General features: G+C 33.9%; 24 protein-coding genes and 2 pseudogenes. 17 read left to right on the top strand and 9 right to left on the bottom strand.

The window, feature by feature from the left end; translation table 11 throughout:
* Positions 1-40: 40 nt before the first annotated feature.
* Genes ABU914_RS13045 through ABU914_RS13035 form a run of 3 tightly spaced genes read right to left on the bottom strand, consistent with a single transcriptional unit; the run spans position 41 to position 2841 of the window.
* The gene (locus ABU914_RS13045; RefSeq protein WP_062351111.1) at positions 41-721 is read right to left on the bottom strand and encodes a response regulator transcription factor; all 681 of its coding nucleotides are present in this window, start codon (positions 719-721) and stop codon (positions 41-43) included.
* A gap of 1 nt (position 722) precedes the next feature.
* Positions 723-2102, bottom strand: coding sequence for a sensor histidine kinase (locus ABU914_RS13040; RefSeq protein WP_379670154.1), 1380 nt, complete (start codon positions 2100-2102; stop codon positions 723-725).
* A 13-nt stretch (positions 2103-2115) separates the two neighbouring features.
* Positions 2116-2841, bottom strand: a complete 726-nt coding sequence (locus ABU914_RS13035; RefSeq protein WP_062351115.1) for a cytochrome c biogenesis CcdA family protein — start codon at positions 2839-2841, stop codon at positions 2116-2118.
* 312 nt (positions 2842-3153) lie between these two features.
* Here ABU914_RS13035 and ABU914_RS13030 point away from each other — a divergent pair, with 312 nt between their 5' ends.
* From ABU914_RS13030 to copZ, 3 genes are read left to right on the top strand one after another with little or no spacing between them, the layout of a single operon-like run.
* Positions 3154-3405, top strand: coding sequence for a metal-sensing transcriptional repressor (locus ABU914_RS13030; protein WP_046128617.1), 252 nt, complete (start codon positions 3154-3156; stop codon positions 3403-3405).
* Positions 3406-3418: 13 nt separating this feature from the next.
* Complete coding sequence (locus tag ABU914_RS13025) at positions 3419-5803, top strand: heavy metal translocating P-type ATPase (protein WP_379670153.1); 2385 nt, start codon at positions 3419-3421, stop codon at positions 5801-5803.
* Between the two features lie 29 nt (positions 5804-5832).
* Complete coding sequence (gene copZ / locus ABU914_RS13020) at positions 5833-6039, top strand: copper chaperone CopZ (protein ID WP_379670152.1); 207 nt, start codon at positions 5833-5835, stop codon at positions 6037-6039.
* Positions 6040-6183: 144 nt separating this feature from the next.
* Here copZ and ABU914_RS13015 read toward each other — a convergent pair whose 3' ends face one another.
* A complete protein-coding gene (locus tag ABU914_RS13015; RefSeq protein WP_040037995.1) occupies positions 6184-6573 on the bottom strand; it encodes a hypothetical protein in 390 nt (129 codons plus the stop codon).
* A gap of 282 nt (positions 6574-6855) precedes the next feature.
* Positions 6856-8370 (bottom strand): multicopper oxidase domain-containing protein, encoded by a 1515-nt coding sequence (locus ABU914_RS13010; RefSeq protein ID WP_204798080.1) that lies wholly within the window; start codon positions 8368-8370, stop codon positions 6856-6858.
* A gap of 439 nt (positions 8371-8809) precedes the next feature.
* Here ABU914_RS13010 and ABU914_RS13005 point away from each other — a divergent pair, with 439 nt between their 5' ends.
* Positions 8810-9436, top strand: a complete 627-nt coding sequence (locus ABU914_RS13005) for a YdhK family protein (RefSeq protein WP_379670151.1) — start codon at positions 8810-8812, stop codon at positions 9434-9436.
* A 271-nt stretch (positions 9437-9707) separates the two neighbouring features.
* Positions 9708-10059: pseudogene (locus ABU914_RS13000) on the top strand (cation-transporting P-type ATPase); the annotation flags it as partial.
* A gap of 166 nt (positions 10060-10225) precedes the next feature.
* On the opposite strand, the pseudogene ABU914_RS12995 reads toward ABU914_RS13000, so the two are convergent.
* Positions 10226-11179 (bottom strand): annotated as a pseudogene (locus ABU914_RS12995) (arsenic resistance protein).
* Between the two features lie 296 nt (positions 11180-11475).
* On the opposite strand from ABU914_RS12995, the gene ABU914_RS12990 reads away from it, so the two are divergent.
* From ABU914_RS12990 to ABU914_RS12960, 7 genes are all read left to right on the top strand, one after another.
* On the top strand, positions 11476-11820 hold the full coding sequence (locus tag ABU914_RS12990) for an ArsR/SmtB family transcription factor (RefSeq protein ID WP_087941717.1): 345 nt from the start codon (positions 11476-11478) through the stop codon (positions 11818-11820).
* Positions 11821-11835: 15 nt separating this feature from the next.
* Positions 11836-13134 (top strand): arsenic transporter, encoded by a 1299-nt coding sequence (locus ABU914_RS12985; protein WP_040037802.1) that lies wholly within the window; start codon positions 11836-11838, stop codon positions 13132-13134.
* 15 nt (positions 13135-13149) lie between these two features.
* On the top strand, positions 13150-13569 hold the full coding sequence (arsC, locus tag ABU914_RS12980; RefSeq protein WP_040037803.1) for an arsenate reductase (thioredoxin): 420 nt from the start codon (positions 13150-13152) through the stop codon (positions 13567-13569).
* A gap of 70 nt (positions 13570-13639) precedes the next feature.
* A complete protein-coding gene (locus ABU914_RS15525; RefSeq protein ID WP_483880154.1) occupies positions 13640-13891 on the top strand; it encodes an arsenic metallochaperone ArsD family protein in 252 nt (83 codons plus the stop codon).
* Positions 13892-14100: 209 nt separating this feature from the next.
* Positions 14101-14493 carry a mercury resistance transcriptional regulator MerR gene (gene merR / locus ABU914_RS12970; RefSeq protein ID WP_379670150.1) on the top strand — a complete coding sequence of 131 codons (393 nt, stop codon included), beginning with the start codon at positions 14101-14103 and terminating at the stop codon, positions 14491-14493.
* A gap of 24 nt (positions 14494-14517) precedes the next feature.
* On the top strand, positions 14518-16158 hold the full coding sequence (merA, locus tag ABU914_RS12965) for a mercury(II) reductase (RefSeq protein WP_040037805.1): 1641 nt from the start codon (positions 14518-14520) through the stop codon (positions 16156-16158).
* A gap of 209 nt (positions 16159-16367) precedes the next feature.
* A complete protein-coding gene (locus ABU914_RS12960) occupies positions 16368-16676 on the top strand; it encodes a nucleotidyltransferase family protein (RefSeq protein WP_062351127.1) in 309 nt (102 codons plus the stop codon).
* Between the two features lie 100 nt (positions 16677-16776).
* Here ABU914_RS12960 and ABU914_RS12955 read toward each other — a convergent pair whose 3' ends face one another.
* Both ABU914_RS12955 and ABU914_RS12950 read right to left on the bottom strand, forming a co-directional pair.
* Positions 16777-18312 (bottom strand): recombinase family protein, encoded by a 1536-nt coding sequence (locus ABU914_RS12955; protein WP_379670149.1) that lies wholly within the window; start codon positions 18310-18312, stop codon positions 16777-16779.
* Complete coding sequence (locus tag ABU914_RS12950; RefSeq protein ID WP_379670148.1) at positions 18309-18485, bottom strand: hypothetical protein; 177 nt, start codon at positions 18483-18485, stop codon at positions 18309-18311. The genes ABU914_RS12955 and ABU914_RS12950 overlap by 4 nt, the downstream gene beginning before the upstream one ends.
* Before the next feature lie 205 nt (positions 18486-18690).
* On the opposite strand from ABU914_RS12950, the gene ABU914_RS12945 reads away from it, so the two are divergent.
* A complete protein-coding gene (locus ABU914_RS12945) occupies positions 18691-19875 on the top strand; it encodes a hypothetical protein (RefSeq protein WP_379670147.1) in 1185 nt (394 codons plus the stop codon).
* A 271-nt stretch (positions 19876-20146) separates the two neighbouring features.
* On the opposite strand, the gene ABU914_RS12940 is transcribed toward ABU914_RS12945, so the two are convergent.
* Complete coding sequence (locus ABU914_RS12940; protein ID WP_379670146.1) at positions 20147-20509, bottom strand: helix-turn-helix domain-containing protein; 363 nt, start codon at positions 20507-20509, stop codon at positions 20147-20149.
* A 124-nt stretch (positions 20510-20633) separates the two neighbouring features.
* Between ABU914_RS12940 and ABU914_RS12935 the strand changes: the two genes are divergently transcribed.
* The 4 genes from ABU914_RS12935 (at position 20634) to ABU914_RS12920 (ending at position 22031) form a co-directional block, all read left to right on the top strand.
* Entirely contained in the window at positions 20634-20924 is a 291-nt protein-coding gene (locus ABU914_RS12935) for a hypothetical protein (protein WP_379670145.1), read from the top strand.
* Positions 20925-20941: 17 nt separating this feature from the next.
* Positions 20942-21256, top strand: a complete 315-nt coding sequence (locus tag ABU914_RS12930; RefSeq protein ID WP_379670144.1) for a hypothetical protein — start codon at positions 20942-20944, stop codon at positions 21254-21256.
* 18 nt (positions 21257-21274) lie between these two features.
* A complete protein-coding gene (locus tag ABU914_RS12925; protein WP_379670143.1) occupies positions 21275-21697 on the top strand; it encodes a hypothetical protein in 423 nt (140 codons plus the stop codon).
* A 118-nt stretch (positions 21698-21815) separates the two neighbouring features.
* Positions 21816-22031: a DUF7695 domain-containing protein gene (locus ABU914_RS12920; protein ID WP_379670142.1), complete on the top strand. Its 216-nt coding sequence runs from the start codon at positions 21816-21818 to the stop codon at positions 22029-22031.
* Positions 22032-22522: the final 491 nt, after the last annotated feature.

Raw genomic sequence — 22522 nt, 5'->3', positions numbered from 1 at the left:
AAGGTCTTCTTTTATAATTGTATTAAAGACCTTTTTATTCCTATAATGAAGGCTTGTTTACCCATTTATATCCAACACCCCAAACAGTTTTTAAATAATCATCGATTGGAAATCCAGATTGACGAATTTTATCTCGCATGTTCCGTACGTGGGAATCAACCGTTCTTCCTTCTGTGTGTGAATCGTATCCCCAAATTAATTCAATTAATTGTTCCCTAGTAAACACTTGGTTTGGTTTTCTCATAAAATAACCTAGCATGGTAAATTCCTTTGGTGTTAACTTTATTGTATTAGTTTTATATGACAACTCAAACTCATCTTCATTCCATAAAAGATCATTTACTTCAATCTTCCTCGCAGGTTTCATTCTACGTAATACAGCTTCTATTCTTGCTAATAACTCAGCCCCGTCAAACGGTTTTGTTACATAATCATCTGCACCCAATTTTAAGCCTTTAATAATATCCTCTTTCTGTTCACGAGCGGTTACCATGATAATGGGGATATCCGAATCTTTTCTTATCTCTTGACATAATTCCCAACCATTCATCTCAGGCATCATAATATCGATAAGTACAATGTCAAAAGTCTCTTCTTTTAAAAACGATAATGCCTCTTTTGCACTAATAGCTTTTTTACATATGTAATTATATGGTCTCAAATATAATGCTAATAAATCTAGCATTCGTTTTTCATCATCTACTAACAGAGCTTTAACCATTTTATTCACCTCTTGCTAATTGAATAATAACCCTTGTACCTTTCCCAAGTTCACTTTCAATTTCAATCGTCCCTCCGTGGGATTCTATAATTTCCTTTGCAATAGCTAATCCTAATCCCGTTCCGCCACTTTCTCTGGAACGCGATTTTTCTACACGGTATAACCGTTCAAATAGATAAGGTAATTCCTCTTTTGGAATTCCTTCTCCTTCATCTAAAATAGTTATAGTAATTTCTCTTTCATTCTGGGTTACTTCTAATGATATAGACTTTCCTTCGGGTGTATGTTTTCTGGCATTATCCAGTATATTCAATAATACCTGTTGGATCCTATCGGGATCAATATTACCTATGATATTTACTGGGCATGAAGAAGAAAGTGTAATATTTTTTTCTTCTAATACTGGAGCAATTCGTTCTTCAATCGTTTGAATTAGTTGTCTAAAGATAATATTTTTTCGGTTAATTACAAATTTATTTTCATCCATTCTAGCTAGGTCAAATAAATTTTTAACCAAGACTGTTAAATGCTCTGTTTCTTCACGTATAATATCCAGATATTCCTTTCTTTCTTCGTCTGTTATGTCTTGCTTACTTATGATATCTGCATACCCTTTTATATAGGTTAATGGCGTTCTAAGTTCGTGAGAGATACTTGCCAAAAATTCATTTCTGTCACTTTTTAATCGTTCAAGATCACTTGATAACCTCATGATAGAACCAGCTAATTCTCCTAGTTCATCTTTTCGTTCCTTATGTAATTCCACTTGAGTTTTCCCCTTGCTTAGTTGTTCCGTTGCTTCTTTCATTTTCATTAATGGTAACGTAATAAAACGAGAAAGAATAAAAACGGTAAAGATTGTTAAAACAATGGTGATTAGTCCAACTATGACAAATTGATCACTCAAATGATTAACCATATTTTTTACAATATTGGTATTAGCAAACATAAAGACATGCCCTTGATGTTCTTCATCAATCGTAATGGGACTATCAACTGCTATATATTGTCTTTCCGACCAACGTTGTTCTACTACCTTTCCTAAATTGGGTATATCCTTATAATCCGTATGAACAATTACTTCAAACATTTCTTTTTCGACAGGATCGGAATTAATGATGATGTTACCATTGGCATCGGTAATAATAACAGCAAATTCCGATTCTGACTCCATGATAGCAACATGCTCCAACGTGGATGAATTAAAGTTATTTTCCAAGACAGCACTATGTGTATTGGCACGAGCTAATAAACTATTCATTACTTCATCAATACGTTCATTTGCTATATTTGTATATAGAATAAAATAAACAAAAACCTCGATAATTAACATGAATACAAAGAATAATAGTCCAATTTTTAAGGATAATTTATTAAACATAACCCGCCCTCTTTTACCAGTAAGTTAAAGTATCCAGAATACCAATAACAAGAATAATAACCCCTGCAAGTTTCTGAACGAGTGAACCTATTTTTCTGCTTTTCTTTAATATAATCCCACTTGCCCCAAAATACCAAATAAGAAAAATAATTAATAAAAGTGGGAGAGAGGTTCCAATTCCAAATACAGAAGGTAATACAAATCCATATGATGTTTCTAATACAACTGGCATTAAGGTTAGTATAAATAATACAAACATAGTAGGGCAAAATGCTAACGTAAAACTTGCACCCATTAAAAAGCTTCCTAGATAGCTGTCTCTAAGCCTAGTAGGGATTTTAAACATTTTCCCGGTTTTCCTCCAACTAAATAATCCGAGCATAAATATACCAACTAGTATAAGTAATGGTCCTATTAATTTCCTTAGAATCGGGAACATTTGTGTAAGAGTACTGTGTACTTCCTTTCCGAGTAACCAAATCACTAAACCAATAATTGAAAAAACGAATATTTTACCTAAAACAAATAGAAATACGTGTAACCAAGGGACTTTTTCGATTAATGATTTATTCCCATAAATAGTCATTGCACTAATATTACCTGTAAGTTGACAGGGAGCAACTGCGCCAATTAACCCAAGAAAAAATGCAAATAGTAGCGGTATGTGTTCATATCCATATGCAATTTGCTGAAGTGGTCCATTTAGCATGATGGCTATTTCATTAAAAAGATCGAACATATTTATTCACTCACTTTGCCCTTAATAGTTTTATCCATTAAATAACATATAAAAAATATGTCCATTTTTTGTGCAGATTTCAGCAAATATTAATCAAAGGTAATAATGAAGAAAGAGAATCTCAAAATATTAATAGAAAGTGCGTTTTAATGTGATTGTTAAATAATAGGGGAAATATAACAAAATATAAAGTTTATCCATTGACAATAATACTATACGGGGGTATCGTAAATATATAAAGATAAGGAAGTGATTCATTTGGAGGAAAAATTCTTACATGATCATCCGAGTAAACCAAGAACAAAAGATGAAATGCAAAAAATAATTAATCGTTTAAAACGAATTGAGGGTCAAGTTCGTGGAATACAGAAAATGGTGGAAGATGATCGTTATTGTGTAGATATTTTAGTACAAATAAGTGCCATTCAATCGGCATTAAAAAATGTAGGATTTTCTATCACGGAACGACATATTAAACATTGTGTTAGTGATGCTATCAAACAAGGTGAAGGTAAGGAAACCATTGAAGAATTATTGAATGTCATGAAGCAGTTTTCTAAGTAAGGAGGGAATTGTTATGAGTGAAACAAATCATACTACACTTGGTGTAACAGGGATGACCTGTGCAGCTTGTTCTAATCGTGTTGAAAAGGTTTTGAATAAAATGGATGGGGTCAAGGCCCAAGTTAATTTAACAACAGAAAAGGCAACGATAGATTATGATCCAGAAAAAACCTCTATTGAGGATATATCGGAAAAAATAGAGAATGTTGGTTACGGTGTTCTAACGGAGAAAACAGAACTAGATGTCTTTCGGATGACTTGTGCAGCTTGCTCTAACCGTATTGAAAAGGTATTAAATAAACAAGAAGGAGTGAAACTTGCAACTGTAAACTTAACGACAGAAAGTGCGGCTATTGAATATAATCCCGGAATCGTTGATGTAAAAGACCTAATTGATAAAATTAAAAATATTGGTTATGATGCAAAACCAAAGGCAAAAGCCGAAGACAAACAAACATATAAAGAAAAAGAATTAAAAAATATGAAGAAGAAATTAATTATTTCTGCTGTCCTATCTGCACCATTATTATTAACGATGCTTGTTCATTTATTAGGAATGAGTATACCAGATATATTCATGAATCCTTGGTTCCAATTTGCTTTAGCAACACCCGTTCAATTTATCATCGGATGGCAATTTTATGAAGGAGCATATAAGAACCTACGTAATGGTGGAGCAAACATGGATGTACTTGTTGCATTAGGTACAAGTGCGGCTTATTTCTTTAGCTTATACGAAGCATTCAAGACTATTGGCAATCCAGAATATATGCCACATCTATACTTTGAAACGAGTGCCGTTTTGATTACGTTAATTTTGTTTGGTAAATATTTAGAAACGAGAGCCAAAAGTCAAACAACAAATGCTTTATCAAAATTGCTTAATTTACAAGCAAAAGAAGCTCGTGTAATTAGAGATGGTAAAGAATTAATGATTCCTGTAGAAGAAGTTGTCGTTGGGGATCACTTAATTGTCAAGCCGGGAGAAAAGATACCTGTTGATGGTATGGTTGTAAAAGGAAGAACATCGGTTGATGAATCCATGCTTACAGGAGAATCAATTCCAATTGAAAAGGATTCAGGAGCAAAATTAATTGGATCTACTATTAATAAAAATGGCTCCATTGAAATGGAAGCAACAAAAGTAGGCAAAGATACGGCCCTTGCATCTATTGTCAAGGTCGTGGAGGAAGCCCAAGGTTCAAAGGCTCCAATTCAACGATTAGCAGATGTTATTTCAGGTTATTTCGTTCCGATAGTGGTCGGTATTGCTATCCTTACTTTTATTATATGGATTACTTTAGTACAACCGGGTCATTTAGAACCTGCTTTGGTTGCAGCAATTGCTGTACTTGTTATTGCCTGTCCATGTGCTTTAGGACTTGCAACACCAACATCAATTATGGTTGGAACAGGAAAAGCAGCAGAAAGTGGAATTTTATTTAAAGGTGGAGAACATCTGGAAGGGACACATAAATTAGAAGCAATTGTGCTTGATAAGACGGGTACAATCACAAAAGGAAAGCCGGAAGTAACAGATTTTTCAGGTGACGAAGAAACATTACAATTATTGGCTAGTGCAGAAAAAGGATCCGAACATCCACTTGCAGAAGCTATTGTGGCATACGCTACAGAGAATAGCATCGACTTCTTGGATGTAGATCATTTCTCAGCGATACCCGGTCATGGTATTGAAGCAACAATTTCTGGAAAAAACATTCTTGTTGGTAATAGAAAGTTAATGAATGATCATCAAATTGATACAACAGGTTATGAAGAAAAATTAATAAATTATGAAACAGATGGTAAGACAGCGATGTTGATTGCTATTGATGGTGAGTACCGGGGAACAGTTGCTGTTGCAGATACTATAAAAGAAACGGCTCCAGAAGCTATTAAGCAATTGAAAGATTTAGGAATAGAAGTGTTTATGCTAACAGGTGATAATGAACGAACAGCCAAAGCAATAGCAAAACAAGTTGGAATTGATCAGGTAATCGCTGAAGTATTACCTGAAGAAAAAGCAGCTAAAGTAAAAGAGATCCAAGAACAAGGTAAGAAAGTTGCAATGGTTGGGGATGGTGTTAATGATGCACCTGCACTTGTTACAGCGGATATTGGGATTGCCATTGGGACTGGTACAGAAGTAGCAATTGAGGCTGCTGATGTTACGATTCTTGGTGGTGAGCTATTGCTTATACCGAAGGCAATTAAAATCAGTCATGCAACGATTAGAAATATCCGTCAAAATCTATTCTGGGCTTTCGGCTACAATACGGCTGGAATACCAGTTGCGGCTATTGGATTACTTGCGCCTTGGATTGCTGGTGCAGCAATGGCATTAAGTTCTGTAAGTGTAGTTACTAACTCACTCCGTCTAAAACGAGTGAAGTTATAAAAACATCCTTTAAAGGAGGTGAAAACAGTATGGAAAATAAATCAATAGATGTACAAGGTATGACTTGTGGTCATTGCAAAATGTCAGTTGAAGGTGCATTGAAAAAATTAGATGGTGTATCCTCTGCTGAAGTTAATTTAGAAGCTGGCAAAGTAGATGTTACTTTTGATGAATCGAAAGTAAATGTTGATGCCATGAAAGAAGCTATTGAAGAACAAGGCTATGATGTTGCCTAAATATACGAAATAGGCTGGTTTTCATAGAGAAGACCAGCCTTTTAATATACATTTAATAAGGTGTGAGGGTGGTTTCAAATTTGGATAAATAATGTTACTTTCACTAAGGGAACCAATATGTTAACCATTAGAAATTAGATAGTATTAAAGAACAAACTTTACCAACACTGACATCAACGTAAAAAATACTAAAATCCCAACAATAAAAATTGTAATCCAAAGAGCATTCCCTTTCTTTTGAAGAATTTTATACTCTTTATAAGTGATTTCTCCTTTTGCAAATCTTACCCCATTGTCATTCGGTTCAATAGAATAATGCTTTCCTTCTAAGTCCTCCAAAATAACTTTTGTAATTAAAGCGGACTTGTTCCCCATTTCCGTTTCAAGACTTACCCAATCATTTAATCTACTTTGGACTTCAAAACAGTTGCCACCTGCAAAGTCAACCCTAATTAATTTGTATAAGGAGCTTTCCCATATCTTTTTGGACATTTCATGAGTTTGTTGTTCAATAAAACTATAGGAAAAACACAAAATATCTCACCTCGACTTCACTTTTTCTCTGAACCAAAAAAGTGATTTAAGTACCAATTTACTTTTACTATATCATATGAAAATATTATAAACGGTTAATTAAAATTGTTATATAAATATTTTTAGTGGAACTTTTCGAAGGCAACAGTAGATTATTTCAAGGATACCTAAAATCTCTTGGCATTAACCAACGTTTTAGGATGAATTGTCAGCAAAATAAAAAGGGGCTGTACGTAATCCAAAACAATCGGTACAGCCCTTCTTAATGTTTATTCCGTAAAATTAGTATACTTCTACTTGCCCCATCATACCGTTATCCTCATGCTCTAGAATATGGCAATGGTACATATAGATTCCCTCTTCTGGAAAGGTGACGAGCAGTCTTACTCGTTCGCCCGGTTCAATAAGAACACTATCTTTCAGCCCTTGTTCATTCGGAGCTGGTTCCCTTCCATCACGCGATATGATTTTGAACTGAGTACCATGAATATGGAATGGATGTATCATTCCCCCCATTTCGTCTGGCTTGTTATAAACTTCCCAAACTTCCGAAACTCCTTTCTTTTGCCGCAAGTCAATCCGTTCAGGATCGAATTTCTTGCCGTTTATGGTGACCTTATCCATCATTCCAAACAGTTCGATCTTCTTGGAGACCGGTAAGGATTTTTCTTCTTCTTTAAGGAAGGTAGTGTCATCGGTCCAAGATATGGATTCCATTTCTTCCGTTCCGCCGTCGATATCCAAATCAAAAGGCAACAGAGCATTACCTTCTTCATCAGTAATGGCAATTGGCTCATCGGATTCCATCGCTGAAAAATCAATTAGGATTTCAGCGCGCTCCGATGGGGACAGCGTAATCTCATCCATTTCAACCGGTTCATGCAATAACCCGCCATCTGAAGCAATCTGAGTAAATGTGGCCCCATTGCTTAAACGGAACGTGTAATTTCGGGCGTTCGCGCCGTTTAGGATTCGAAAACGCATCAGCGGTTTTGTCACAGTCAGTTTCGGATTAATCGTACCGTTAACGAGCGATACATCTCCGATTGTTCCATCACTGTTCATCAGATTTTTATAATCCAGTTGCTTGTTTTCGTCAAAGAGACGATCCTGAAAAATGAGAGGGATATCATCTACACCATAAGTATGTGGCAAAGCAGGAGCTTCTTCATCCGTCTCCTCCACGTAGAGCATTCCTGCAAGCCCTTTGAAAACTTGTTCAGCAGTCGATTTGTGTGGATGTGGGTGATACCACAATGTCGCTGCCGGCTGATCGGCTTTTAAGGTGACGATTTTACTTTCCCCCGGCTGAATTACATCACTCGGACCACCATCCTCAGTTCCCGGTACTTCAAGACCGTGCCAGTGAAAGGTTGTTGGTTCGTTTAATTCATTCCGGACCTTCACTTTAACGGTTTCCCCCTCTTTCAACTGTAAAGTCGGACCCAACAAATTCCCATTATATCCGTAAGTATTGGTTGGAGAGCCATCAAAGAATTGCGTCGTGCCTTCTTGTGCGACCACCTCATAATCGAAATCTGATTCCTTCTGTTTTTCTAGCAGGGGTGGTATTACTAACTCCTGAGTTCCTTTGGAGGCTTGAAGAGGGGGGATATTATCATGGTCCATGTGTTCTTCCATACCTTCCATGTCCCCGTGGTTCATATCCATATTTTCTTCATGTTGCATTTCTCCAGATTCCATAGTTTGTTCTACAGACTGTTGTTCTGTTGTGATGTTTGTGCAACCCGTCAATATTAGTAACAAGCCTGCACCTGTCAATATACTTTTTTTCATTTGTTCGCTCCTTTATTCGTCAAGTATAAGTTGTTGAAAATATCATTTCGGTTTTTGCATTTTAGATTTCTGATGAGTTATTTAGTTGTAATCACCACGAGTTAGAAAATTACCTTTAATACATTTTCCTCCTTCCCTTGCCATTCAATCTATCGTCGCAATTATCATACCGAACAAATATCGAGAAATAATGCATAATTGGAGTAAAAACTAATCACTATTAAATTTAGATGTTGAGTATAAATGGATTATTCTACTGAAATGTCATTGATATTAAATGACATTGTATTTTTATAACCTTTTGTAATCCACTTGGAAAAGGAATGGAGATTTATTTTGGAAATATTCGTAATTTACGTTTTGCAAGGTCTGCATATAATCTGCAAATTTACTGGTTAGAATATAAGCAAGCTTTATTTTATTAGGAGGGATTGTTTAAATGCAAAGTAGAAAAATCGTAATAGGGATAATTACTATATTCACAGTACTTATCTTATCTGCATGTGCAGGTGCAAATGAAGAGGAGAATACAGAAACCGAATCTAATAAAAATGTGGCTAATAATAATGAAATGGATATGGAGGAATCTGATACCAATGAAGATATGGAAGGCATGGATCATTCTGGTATGAACCATTCTAGCACTGGCGAAATTCCCGAAGGCTTACAAGAAGCGGACAACCCTTCTTATGAGGTTGGCAGCCAAGCAATTATTGAATCCGATCATATGCCGGGAATGAAAGGTGCAGAGGCAACAATCGTTGGAGCATATGATACCACGGTATATACTGTTTCCTACACGCCAACGACTGGTGGAGAACCAGTAGAAAATCATAAATGGGTTATTCATGAAGAGATTGAAGAAGCAGGAGATGAACCTTTTGAACCGGGTACTGAGGTGACCTTAAATACGGATCATATGGAAGGAATGAACGGGGCTGATGCAGTTATTGATTCTGCCGAAGAAACAACGGTATATATGGTTGATTTTGTAACAACTGATACAGGAGATGAAGTAAAAAACCACAAGTGGGTAACGGAAAGTGAATTGTCATCAGTAGAATAATTATTAAATTAGGGACTTATCCAAATCGGGTAGGTTCTTTTTTAGTAGTTGAATTGGGAGAGGTACTTGCTATTATTTACATATATATAGGTAAGTTGTATAACTCTATCTGACACAATAAACATTCGTTGCTACTACTATGGAATAATCACCAAGATTAATGCACTTCTGAAATTTTAATGAAAAGGGAAGGAGAACTACAAAGTTGACCTAGAAGGAGAGAGTAGAGAATAAAAGAAAGAATACAAAAAAAATTTAAGTAACAGAGCTAGTTAGAAATACAACAAACTCCAAAATTATTCACCTTGTAGAAGAAACACAAGATGAACGCACACCATCTCAAGCGTTTGTAGATAAATTTGCAAAATATTATACACCTATTATTATTTGGTGGGAGCTGGGGAACTTGGGCTTATCAAGGGCAAGCTGTTCTTGTCGTTGGTTGTCCTTGTGCATTAGTTATTTCAATTGTTTCAGCAATTGGAAATGCAGCTAAAAAAGGTGTGCTTATCAAAGGCGGAATTTATCTAGGAGAAATGGGTGCCTTAAAAGCGATTGCTTTTGACAAAACTGGTGCATTAACAAAAGGGATTCCTGTTGTAACAGATTTTAATGTGTTGAACAGTTAATGGTACATTCAACGACTTATTTTCACTTCTTTAAAATATATCCGATAATTAAAGGGAGAATCTTTAAAGAAGATGTAAACCAATTTATTTAATATGGAGACACAGGATAGAATAGAAAGAACGCATCATAAGCTAAAATTTGATGTGTTCTTTTTTTCTCTTATGTGGTCTTACCTTTAGAGATAAACAATAAAATCTGAGTGATAATAGCAAGTATAGGTAATTCCAATAATGGACCTATAACTAATGTTAAAGCAATTAAAGGTTGATCCGGAAATGCTGTCATAGCAATTGCTAAAGCTATAGGTGAATTTCTAGCTAAAGTGGTCATATTCAAACTGACTTTATCAGATTGCGAGAATTTCAGAAGCTGCCCAATTTTCCGGCCAACGATAAAGTTTATTACAAAATATAGAAGAATAGGGATTGTTAACTTTCACAATAAATTTAGGTTATCAAGTAGTAATTGTCCTTGAGAAGCAAACATTGCAACGATTGCAAGGCTTAGAGAAATAATTGGTAGCGCACTTAATTTCGATAATAGATTTTTAGCGAACTGTTGTTTACTTTTCAATAATGCTTTTGTTAAGACTGATAAAGCTAATGGGATGAATAATACAATCAGTATACTTTCAACCAAAAAGGAAAGTTCAATAAATCCTGTAGTTCCACCGAAAATTAGAAGATAAACGGGTAGTAAGAAAACCTGTAATAGTAAATTTAAAGGCAAAATAGCAGTTGATAAAGCAACATTTCCCTTTGCTAAACCTGTAAAGATTATGTACCAATCAGTACAAGGAGTAACCATTAACATGATAAAACCAATATATAATGCAGGGTTATCACCTAAAAATAGTAAAGCTAATAGCCACGCTAAAAGAGGTGTCCAGAGAAAATTCATGATGACTGTAGTAGATGTGAACTTTAAGTTTTTAAAAGACTTTCTTATTTCTTCAAAAGGAATTTGTAAGAAGGTAATATAAAGCATTGATATTAATAACGGTACAATAAAACTCTCTGCACTCGTTCTTATTGGTTCTAATTGTCCTAGACTTATGCCTATGATTACTGCTAAGAAAATAATAAATGTATACATCTTTTCGAATAAACCCATTTCATAATCACCCCAACGACAAGATAACTGTTATTCACGCCATTTTACCACAGAGTAACGACTTTAAGTTTTTTAGTAACTGAGAAATATTATTGGTTTGTAACTTTAATACATAAAGTAAAATAGACATCAATAATTATACATGCATTATTGCTAAACGTGCTTTATGTATTATTGATACAGGTTGTTGAATAAAACATCATTTTAAATGTCACATTTTAATGAAATATTTTATTGTATATATAAGCAAATAGTTATATGCTAATGTTGTAATGAAATTATAAGGAGGAGATGATGTGCTGCAAACAACCATTGAAATGGAAAAGGCTGCAGTTATTTTAAAATTATTGGGTGATAAAACAAGATTAACGATTATGAAATTAATTGATAATCAAGCTTGTTGTGTCTGTGAATTTGTTGAAATATTTCAAGTCAGTCAGCCATCGATTAGTCAGCATTTACGTAAGTTGAAAGACTTAGGATTGGTTAAGGAAGAAAGAAAAGGGCAATGGATATTTTACTCCGTAGATAAGGAAAATGAATATTATTCATTTATTAAACCTATTCTTGATCAATTACCTAATCAAGATTACAAATTAAAAGAACTTGAAGAAAATGGTACACGAATTTCTTGTTGTTAAATTGGAGGTATTATTTTGTCTACAACGCTTATACTCGCAATATTAATTTTTATTGCAACCCTAGTACTAGTAATATGGCAGCCAAAGGGCTTAAACATTGGCTGGTCCGCAATGGGTGGAGCTGTAATTGCCTTATTAGTAGGGGTAGTAGGATTCAGTGATGTTCTTGAAGTAATTGACATCACATGGAATGCAACGCTATCCTTTGTCGCAATTATCCTTATTTCTTTAATACTAGATGAGATTGGATTATTCGAATGGGCAGCACTGCACATGGCACGGGTAGCAAAAGGTCATGGAATAAAAATGTTTGTTTACATTAGTATTTTAGGTGCAGTTGTTGCAGCATTATTTGCGAATGACGGAGCGGCACTTATCCTAACACCGATTGTTCTTGCAATGGTGCGAAATTTGAATTTTAAAGAAAAAATGATATTCCCTTTCATTATGGCAAGTGGATTTATTGCGGATACAACTTCATTACCATTTATTGTAAGTAACTTAGTAAATATCGTTTCTGCAGACTTCTTTGGCATTGGATTTGTTGAATATGCTTCGCGGATGATTATTCCGAACTTATTTTCACTAATTGCAACCATTTCGGTATTACTAATCTACTTTAGAAAAAGTATCCCTAAGAATTATGATTTATCGAAACTTAGGGAACCGAAAGAAGCAATAAACGATATAAAGATGTTTCGCCTTTCTTGGTATGTTCTCGGATTATTAGTAATTGGCTATTTTAGTAGCGAATTCATAAATTTACCAGTATCTATTATTGCTGGGGCCATAGCTATATTCTTTATCATAATGGCCAGACGTAGTGCCGCTGTTAATACGAAAAAAGTTATTAAAGGCGCTCCGTGGAATATCGTTATTTTTTCAATTGGAATGTATGTCGTCGTATATGGATTGGGAAATGCCGGGCTGACCTCTGCGCTCGCAAGTGTTCTTCAAACTGTGGCTGAACAAGGATTATTCGTTGCTACAGTTGGAATGGGTTTTATAGCTGCTTTCCTGTCATCGATTATGAATAATATGCCAACCGTAATGATTGATGCATTAGCCATTGCTGAAACGAATACTTCTGGTGTATTAAGAGAAGCGCTTGTTTATGCTAACGTAGTTGGTTCGGATTTAGGACCAAAAATTACGCCAATTGGTTCACTAGCAACCTTAGTGTGGCTCCATGTACTTTCCCAAAAAGGAATTAAAATTTCATGGGGAACCTATTTTAAAACCGGGATTGTTTTAACTATCCCAATACTTTTTATTACTTTAGTAGGTCTTTATCTAACACTTCTACTATTTTAAAAAGGAGAATGAATTATGGCTAAAAAAACAATTTATTTCTTATGTACAGGGAACTCATGCCGTAGTCAAATGGCAGAGGGATGGGCGAAAAAATATCTCGGAGATGAATGGGAAGTTAGAAGTGCAGGGATTGAGGCACATGGACTAAACCCAAATGCGGTAAAAGCAATGAAGGAAGCTGGAATTGATATTTCTGTTCAAAAATCGGAAACCATTGATCAAGAATTTTTAAATAACGCAACATTGGCGGTAACATTATGTGGAGATGCCAAAGACCGCTGTCCAGTGACACCACCTCATGTAAAACGTGAACATTGGGGCTTTGACGATCCAGCCAAAGCAGAAGGTACGGAAGAAGAAGTTTGGAAAGTGTTTCAGCGCGTTCGGGATGAAATAGGAGAACGGATTAAGCGATTTGCTGAAACAGGTGAATAATAGGGAATGATGAGGCATGTTGATACGCAAGCCTTATCTTTTCGGTTTCTATATAAGTATATAACTATACATCAATAAAGAAGTTGTTCATGATGAAAAGGTAGAAATGTTTGACCCAGCAAAATGTTGTTCTACAGGTGTTTGTGGACCGAGTGTCGATCCAGATTTAACTAGAGTTGCATCAGCTGTTTATTCCCTTGAACAAAAGGGTGTTACTGGTAATGCGGCTCAGAATGTATTAATTAATATGAGTTTTAAAGAGGTATTTAACCTGTCTGGTGGGAATAAGAATTATCAGAGTTTTAAAAAGGGAAAACAATAATCATAAAACGACTGATAAGTGAAATAAAAGGTAGGGAGAACTTCCAACCTTTTTAAATTTATCTTAACCATTTACTAGTGGGGGCAATTTTATAATAAAAAACCACTTTTCATTGAAGGAGAATACTTTAGTAGGGAAATTTTAATAATATATATCTACTTGACCATGTACTGTAGTACATGGTTTATAATTTTATTGAGGTGAAAATAGTGATTTATCGCATTGGTGAGTTTGCAGATAAATGTGGAGTTAACAAAGAGACGATTAGATATTACGAACGAAAAAATTTACTAAAGGAACCTTCCCGAACAAAAACTGGTTATCGTTTATATTCAGATTATGACGTTAAGCGTGTAGGATTCATCAAGCGAATACAAGAGCTTGGTTTTTCTTTAGGTGAAATCTACAAGTTACTTGGAGTTGTAGATAAAGATGAAGTCCGTTGCCAAGATATGTTTGAATTTGTTTCTAGAAAACAAGAGGAAGTTCAAAAGCAAATAGAGGATTTAAAACAAATTGAAACTATGTTAGGTGACTTGAAACAACGATGTCCTGATGAAAAGCAATTACATGCGTGTCCAATAATAGAAACTTTAACATGAGAGATTAATGAAAGGAGCTTTATTATGAATAAATATAAGGTAAATATTGAAGGAATGACTTGTACAGGCTGTGAAAAACACGTAGAGTCAGCACTTGAAAGTATAGGTGCTAAAAATACTGAAGCAAATTTCCGTCGCGGTGAAGTAGTATTTGAATTGCCTAATGGTATAGAGGTTGAAAGTGCAAAAAGGGCAATTAACGAAGCAAATTATCAAACTGGAGAAATTGAAGAGTTACTACAACAAGAAAATGTGGTGTTAGGTACTAAAGGTAATTATGATCTTCTTATTATTGGTTCTGGTGGTGCAGCTTTTTCTGCTGCAATTAAAGCTATTGAATACGGTGCAAAAGTTGGAATGATTGAGCGTGGAACGATTGGAGGGACCTGTGTGAATATTGGCTGTGTTCCATCCAAGACCCTTCTTAGAGCAGGGGAAATCAATCATTTAGCTAAGATAAATCCGTTTATAGGTTTACAAACATCTGCTGGAGAAGTGGAATTGGCTCCTTTAATCAAGCAAAAGAACGAATTAGTGAGTGAACTTCGGAATCAAAAATATGTCGATTTAATAGACGAATATGGATTTGATTTAATTGAGGGAGAAGCAAGCTTTGTTGATGAAAATACAATTGAGGTAAATGGAACAAAACTTTCTGCAAAACGCTTTTTAATTGCAACAGGGGCCTCTCCTTCTATCCCATCGATTTCTGGACTTAATAAAGTTGATTATTTAACAAGTACAACGCTATTTGAATTAAAGAAAGTTCCAAAACGTTTAACGGTGATAGGTTCAGGATATATTGGGATTGAGCTTGGGCAACTCTTCCATCATTTAGGTTCAGAAGTAACACTTATACAAAGAAGTGAGCGATTATTAAAAGAGTATGACCCGGAAATTTCTGAAACAGTAGAAAAAATGTTAATCGAACAGGGTATACACCTTATCAAAGGAGCAACATATGAGTGTGTCGAACAAGATGGGGAGATAAAAAAGGTTTATCTAACTGTAAACAGTAAGAAAAAAGTCGTTGAATCAGAGCAGTTACTTATTGCAACAGGAAGAAAACCAAATACGGATTCTTTAAATTTACGTGCTGCAGGTGTTGATGTTGGAAAACAAAAGGAAATACTGATAAATGAATTTGCTCAAACAAGTAATGAAAAGATTTATGCAGCAGGAGATGTGACATTAGGACCGCAATTTGTGTATGTAGCAGCCTATGAAGGTGGAGTTGTTGCAGATAATGCAGATGGTGGATTAAATAAAAAAATAGATTTATCCGTTGTTCCAAGCGTTATATTTACAAATCCATCGATTGCAACAGTTGGTTTAACGGAAGAACAAGCAAAAGAAAAAGGCTATGAAGTAAAAACATCAGTATTACCGTTAGATGCAGTCCCAAGAGCGATAGTAAATAGGGAAACAACAGGTGTATTTAAACTTGTAGCTGATGCAAAAACGTTAAAAGTATTAGGGGTTCATATCGTAGCTGAAAATGCAGGAGATGTGATTTATGCAGCGACATTAGCCGTTAAATTTGGCTTAACCGTAGAGGATTTAAAAGAAAGCTTTGCTCCATATTTAACATCGGCAGAGGGAATAAAATTAGCTGCCCTTACATTTGATAAGGATGTATCAAAATTATCTTGTTGTGCAGGATAAAGCTCCTTATTTATAGGAGCTTTAATTAATACACTTAAACTATCTCACCCTTTACAGGAATAACAGCAATTTAATAGTAATTTGGCTGGTTGCGGTTCAGTAGAATGTGTAATTAATGGTAGAGTATTATTAGGACTTATATCATTTGTTAATGGGTTCGGAATTATAACGAAAATAAAAAACCAATGTCGGAAAATGGTGATGATAATATGTTATCGAAACAAGCAATCCTTGATGAATTATCAAAAAACCTAAATACTTGGAGAGATAAACACGGTGTTAAGCGAGTTGGTTTGTTTGGTTCTTACAGCCGCGATGAACAAAAAGAATCCAGTGATATTGATGTAATAGTAGAATTTAACGACTCGGATTTATCTTTTGATAATTACATGGACTTAAAAATAAGCCTAGAAGATCACTTTCAGAAGCCGATAGATTTAGTCATATTAAATGATATTAAACCTGCTTTAAAGTCAGAGTTTCTATTGACTACTACATTTGTAGAAGAGGGAAAATAATAAGATTATAATTTTAGCAGTCTATTTGCTAGAAAATAGACTGCTAATTGAGCTTCCTACTAAAAATTGTTCAAATCTACAGTAAAATGCCAGCAAGTTGTCAAACAAGTTCATTATTTATCTCTTTAAATAACTTCTGATCAAACTCGTAGACTATTTTTTTGATGGTTCGATCTTTAGGCTTTTCTCCAGTATTTACTTGAATTTCTTTGATAAGCAACCGAAGTAATTCTTTCTTATCAAAGTCGTCTAATAAGTTAAAAAATGAATTAAAATCATTAGCAATGCGGTTAATTACTGGTAATAAGTCATTGTTATTCTTTAATTCTATCTGATTTGTTAGTAGTATTTTAAATTCCTTATGTTCACTTTCTTGATTCTGAACTCTTTTCATTTCATCACTAAGTGTATCAATGTCGATTATTTTCTTCGTATAAAGTTGTATGAGATCCTGCTTCTCTCTTTTTAGTTCTCTTAAATTTTTTTCTAGTAATTTAAGTTCCTCTTCAATTGGTTCAAGTTCACTTTTTAGGTTATCCATAACAACTGTTTGTAATGGTACAGAGAGGTTTAAACTTTTAAGGTACCCCATAACCTGTGATAGAACCTCTTGCTCTGCATACTCCTTTTTTACAAGATTCGACTTACATGCTTTAGAGCCACTGTTTTTAAAACGGCTACACACGTAATATTTGTATTTTTTGTTTGCATTTCCTTGTACCATCGCTCCTCCGCAAGTAGGACATTTTAATAGACCTGATAACGGAAAAGAGCCGTTGTGTTTTTTTTCTTGGGTATAACTACGTAGTGATAAAAGCTTTTGGGTTTTTTCCCAAAGCTCTTCACTAATAATAGGATAATGATTCCCTTTTTTATATTTACCTTTCCATTTAACATAACCATTGTAGATTTTATTATTGAGAATAGTTCTAACAGCAGTAATAGACCAATAATTATCCTCTTTGGTTTTGATACCTTGCATATTTAAACTACTAGCTATTTTTCGATAACCCCACATTTTGTTAGAGTAACAATCAAAAATGTATTTCACTACTCTTGCTTCATCTTCGTTAATAACTAATTTCTTATTTACTAAATTATATCCAAATACCCTTCCACCGTTGAAGTCTCCATTTTCAAAGGTTTTTTCCATACCTAGTGATGTACGAAAAGCGATTAGATCTTTTTCGACTTCTGCAATAATACCTAATATCTGATAAATAAGCTTTGAGTTAGGATCGTTTGTGTCGATATTATCAGCTATTGAAATTAGGTTCTTGTTAGCCTTTTTTAAACGGTTAAAGATATATTGAGAATCTAAAGAATTGCGTGATATGCGGTCTTGTTTAAATACGATGAGGGAATCAATATTATTCTCCTCTTGGAAAACATTATAAAACATCTCTTTAAACTCAGGTCTATTTGAAAAACTCTCCCCGGATGCTGGTTCCTCTACATATGTTTTTACAAGAATAATATTATTTTCCTTACAATACTTTTCTATTGCTTCAATTTGTTGTTCAATCGATGTGTTATCTAGTTGTTTATTTGTGCTAATACGAACATAAGCATAAGCTCTTATATATTTTACTGGCATATTAACTTGCAGCCCTGACATTTCAATCTTTACTGTCATCTTTCCCCCTCCATTTCAATAGAAAATCCTTTTCCAATAGAATCAGAGTATTTAACCATTAGGTCTGTTAGGTAATTTAGAAAGTCATAGCCTTTTATTTTTGTTAACTCTTTACTTGTTGCAAGTCTAAGTCTGTAATCTTTATCGTAATCTAACATTTCATTTTTCATCATAATTTAATGATCTCCCCTTATCTATTTGTGATTTTATGACACAAATAACAGTCTGCTCGTCATTTGCTGAAACATGATAACCGCGAAAAAATGATATTTTAAGAGGAAATCAAAAATATTTTTATTTTATTTGGATTTTGGATAAATTTGATTGAAATTTTAGGTGGATATAAAATGAGGTAAAGGATGAATTGAGGGGAAATGAATGCTATCAATCTCTAGGAAAGATTTATATGAAAAGCTGTGGAATATGGGGATTACTAAGACAGCAACAGAACTAAGTGTTCCATATAATAAATTGAAAAATGCATGTACTAGTAATGATATCCCACTACCTACAGCCTCTTATTGGAGTAGCTTATATATGGGAAAGAAGCCAGTTCAGCCAGCGTTGCCAAATCCAAAAGATAATCGTATGATTGCTCTCGCAAAGGCTAAAAAGCAAAATGCTCCAGCACCTAAAAAAGTTATAAAAACTGTAAATGACGAAAAGCCCAATAGTATTTCTACTGAAACAAATGTCACTTCACTTATAAAGAAAAAAGAAAAGCCGACCTATTTTTCATACTTAGGGACTGAGCAACAAAACCTAACAGATATTTATAACGCGTTAAAGGTTAATAAAAATTTGTCTAGTAAACCCCATAGGGAAATAGTAAAATACCGCAAAAAAACTCAGTCCTATAGAGAAGATAGACTAAGAATAAATTCAGCCTCTGGTGAAATTATTCCAGAGATTTTACCTTTTATTGATAGTTTATTTAAAGCACTTGAAAAGGCAGGAGCAAAGATTGTTAGTAAGTATGATGAAACAGAAGTATTGTATAAAAAATATACTTTTACATTGAATTTTAAACTACCTTGTAAAAAGATAATGCTTTCTCCGGATGATAAAAATTATTCAGACTATCATACATTTGAATATGAAACAACCGGGAAAATAAACGTTGAAGTTGGTTACAAAGTTTATTGGTATAAATGGGGTAGATACGAAAAATTAATAAAACAAACTAAGACTACAACACCTGAAGATTTACTGAGAAGAGTATTCTTATATATATTTTTACTACCAGAAATCATTGATGAAAAAGAAAGGGATCATATCATTGCAGAAGAGAAAAAACAAAAAGAAGAACAAGAGAGGAAATTACTCAGGGAGCGGAGAGAAAGGGAATATAAAAGAACTCAGGATTTGTTGAATAGCTCGGTAAACTATTTTTATTCTAAACTAATAAAAGAATACATTTCTGCTGAATTAGATGAAACAACAGATGAATATGTATGGGCCATGAAAAAAGCAAATTGGATTCAAGATTTAAATAAACACCAAGATGATATTTTAAGAGAAGAAGACAAAGCAATGCTATTAAAGATAAAACCAAAGATATAGGTGGTCTATCTGGTTCCTTGTCTTTAGTACCTATGCAATATAAAAATTAAATAAAAGAAATTATAATTGAAAAAGAAAACGGAAGTGCCATTTTATGACACTTCCGTTTTCTAGAACTACAAATTGTACCAACACCAGAAATATTCATCGTGGCGTTAATCAATCTTGTAATACTAATAGACATATCTATTATAGTCACCAGACTATTATCTAGCAACCAAACTACACTAAAATATACGTAGAGATTCAGCAACGAAAAATGTGTCATTCCCTAGTCCTTAGTATATGGTAACAACAGCGTATATAATCCTTTCTTCTGTTCAAGGGATAACGATGAAATCATTTTAATTAGTATAGTATCTAGTTGCTCTTCTGTACTTACATCGTCTTCTTCACATAATTCAATGTTTTGTAGTTTACTTTCCCCTTCCAGTGCATATAGAAAATCACCCATTGATATATTAAGTGCCTTACATATTTTTTCTAATAAGGAGAAGGTGATCTCTTGATTGCCGCTTTCTATTCGTGATAAAGAAGGTTGAGAAAGACCAATTTGCTTTGCAAAATCAACCATTGTTAATTTATTTTCTCTTCTTAACCTACGTATCAACTTTCCAGCCCGTAAATCGTTCATTAATTAATTTCCCTTCTCATTCTATTTCCTTTATCGTATTATTTTCTAGTTTTACAATCAATAGATATCATGTTATATTCGTATTATGAATATATTCATTATAGGAATAAAGAGGTGATTTAAGATGATTGAAGGTTTCCCAAGATTAGTTAATCAACTGATTGAAAGTCGTTTGGAAAATATTATAACTAGTGAAGAATATGAGATGTTTATAGATGGTATTTATCAGGATTTAGAACAGAAGCTATCGACAATTATTAAAGATCTTGATGAAGAAGCAAAGAATAATCTTATTGAAGACCTTAAATCGAATATTTTCCAACAGGTATTTCATCAGAGTAAGTTAACCTATCGTGTTGCATTTAAAGATGCATTCTCTTTTTTTGTTGATACTTTATTAATGCCTAGAAAGTAAAGGAGTTGTTTAGAATAATGTCGTCAAAGAATTCAATGAATCTATACAAAGGAAAATTGGTTATAGAAATTGTAGCAGCTGTAAAAACTAGCGATGAAAAAACTATGACAGATCAAGTGCATGAAGGATTTAAGCCTGAACTAACTAATGAGATTATGGCTCTCTTGGGAGCAAAAGGTTATATCAGTCAATCATTTGGAGTCACATTGGAGAATCAGGGTGTAGCATATGATGCTGAGTTGGAACTGATTGAAAAAGAAACGCAGAAATCTATAAGAAGAGCTGAATCAGTTTATAATAAGGCAAATCGTATAACTATAAAAATCGACTAAGGGGATATCAAGAAAGCAATGGTTAAAAGCACAAGTGTATTAGAAATACCAAAAGCTTTATTTGAAGATTTGGAAGTTAGCATTAATCGTGGTGAATATATTATCCGTTATATGATTGATGATGGTAAAGAAGTACCAGCTATGTTGGTAAAACAATATGGATATTATGCAGTTCCCCAAAGTATCATGGTTGAAATAAGAAGAGGAACAATGCCCTTAGCAAATGTAACATTCCTCTTTGCATGTTACTATAAGGCATCTACAAATAATCGTAAAAGTATTCGAATGGATGAAGTCTTTGAATGCATAACAAGGAATTGGGATGAGAACCGAACTCGTACCGCTGCCCAGCACTTTAGTTTAACTTTATCTAATTTGAACAGATTTCAAAGATGGATTAAAAAACATGAACATAATAATAAATACTCTGTAAAGTATTGATTAAAAGGAAGTTTCCAAAAAAGGAAGCTTCTTTTTGTGATATGGTTTCTATATATTTAGTGTTAATATCATGGATATTTAGCCGTACGCAAATAGTAGTTAGAAAGGATGGTATTTGATGAAAAGAGTATTAGTTAACAAGGTTCGTTGTAAAAAATGTAACGATATAATTGAATCAATACATACTTATGATTTTAAAAGATGTAAATGTGGGGCTATTTTTCTGGATGGAGGGGAGGATTACCAGCGATATGGATGGGGCATGAATCAGTCTGGAAATGCAAAGCTGGAGGATTATATTGACTTTAGTTATTCTGTTTATGAGGAAGAATGAAGATAGTCACCTAGTCAAATAGGATATGGTAACGATTAATGGTAACTTATAATAGATACTAGGTAGAAGAATGGAACAATCAAGTCAAAGAAATGCAGGAACAGCTAGTGTTTGTCATACTATCTATTATTAGTAACTATTAATATGATAATTGTTTTTTTAGTGTAAGTAACTATTGAATAAGTACATTACTTTGTATAATAGTTACTAATATTCGTAACGAATAGTAAAACTGGGAAGAAAAGTAACGGAGGTAAAATAGAGGTAAGTATTGATATTACAGAGTTTTGCGATGGTATCTAATAAGGGGAACCAATGATTGTCACCTTAAATTTATGTATGCTAGTCATTCAACATGAATGACTATACTAATTAGGAAAGTTGTCAGTATTTTTGCAGTGCATCAAGTACTGCTGTGAGCGTCAAGTAAAATGTTACAGTTTTTGATAAATTATTTTTTACGCTTTTGATGATTCAAAAATAGAAGTTCT

The sequence above is a fragment of the Pueribacillus sp. YX66 genome, from assembly GCF_041725775.1.
Classification (GTDB): domain Bacteria; phylum Bacillota; class Bacilli; order Bacillales; family UBA6769; genus Pueribacillus.
Note: the sequence above shows the minus strand (reverse complement) of the source record. Positions and strands in the feature narration are given on the sequence as shown.

Coding starts and splice junctions, on each gene's coding strand:
- ABU914_RS12945 (WP_379670147.1), top strand. CDS start 18,691: ATGCTATCAATCTCTAGGAAAGATTTATATGAAAAGCTGTGGAATATG.
- copZ (WP_379670152.1), top strand. CDS start 5,833: ATGGAAAATAAATCAATAGATGTACAAGGTATGACTTGTGGTCATTGC.
- ABU914_RS13010 (WP_204798080.1), bottom strand. CDS start 8,370: ATGAAAAAAAGTATATTGACAGGTGCAGGCTTGTTACTAATATTGACG.
- ABU914_RS13035 (WP_062351115.1), bottom strand. CDS start 2,841: ATGTTCGATCTTTTTAATGAAATAGCCATCATGCTAAATGGACCACTT.
- ABU914_RS13005 (WP_379670151.1), top strand. CDS start 8,810: ATGCAAAGTAGAAAAATCGTAATAGGGATAATTACTATATTCACAGTA.
- ABU914_RS13030 (WP_046128617.1), top strand. CDS start 3,154: ATGCAAAAAATAATTAATCGTTTAAAACGAATTGAGGGTCAAGTTCGT.
- ABU914_RS12930 (WP_379670144.1), top strand. CDS start 20,942: ATGTCGTCAAAGAATTCAATGAATCTATACAAAGGAAAATTGGTTATA.
- ABU914_RS13040 (WP_379670154.1), bottom strand. CDS start 2,102: ATGTTTAATAAATTATCCTTAAAAATTGGACTATTATTCTTTGTATTC.
- merA (WP_040037805.1), top strand. CDS start 14,518: ATGAATAAATATAAGGTAAATATTGAAGGAATGACTTGTACAGGCTGT.
- ABU914_RS12950 (WP_379670148.1), bottom strand. CDS start 18,485: ATGATGAAAAATGAAATGTTAGATTACGATAAAGATTACAGACTTAGA.
- ABU914_RS13045 (WP_062351111.1), bottom strand. CDS start 721: ATGGTTAAAGCTCTGTTAGTAGATGATGAAAAACGAATGCTAGATTTA.
- ABU914_RS12935 (WP_379670145.1), top strand. CDS start 20,634: ATGATTGAAGGTTTCCCAAGATTAGTTAATCAACTGATTGAAAGTCGT.
- ABU914_RS12940 (WP_379670146.1), bottom strand. CDS start 20,509: ATGAACGATTTACGGGCTGGAAAGTTGATACGTAGGTTAAGAAGAGAA.
- arsC (WP_040037803.1), top strand. CDS start 13,150: ATGGCTAAAAAAACAATTTATTTCTTATGTACAGGGAACTCATGCCGT.
- ABU914_RS12925 (WP_379670143.1), top strand. CDS start 21,275: ATGGTTAAAAGCACAAGTGTATTAGAAATACCAAAAGCTTTATTTGAA.
- ABU914_RS13025 (WP_379670153.1), top strand. CDS start 3,419: ATGAGTGAAACAAATCATACTACACTTGGTGTAACAGGGATGACCTGT.
- ABU914_RS12955 (WP_379670149.1), bottom strand. CDS start 18,312: ATGACAGTAAAGATTGAAATGTCAGGGCTGCAAGTTAATATGCCAGTA.
- ABU914_RS12960 (WP_062351127.1), top strand. CDS start 16,368: ATGTTATCGAAACAAGCAATCCTTGATGAATTATCAAAAAACCTAAAT.
- ABU914_RS12920 (WP_379670142.1), top strand. CDS start 21,816: ATGAAAAGAGTATTAGTTAACAAGGTTCGTTGTAAAAAATGTAACGAT.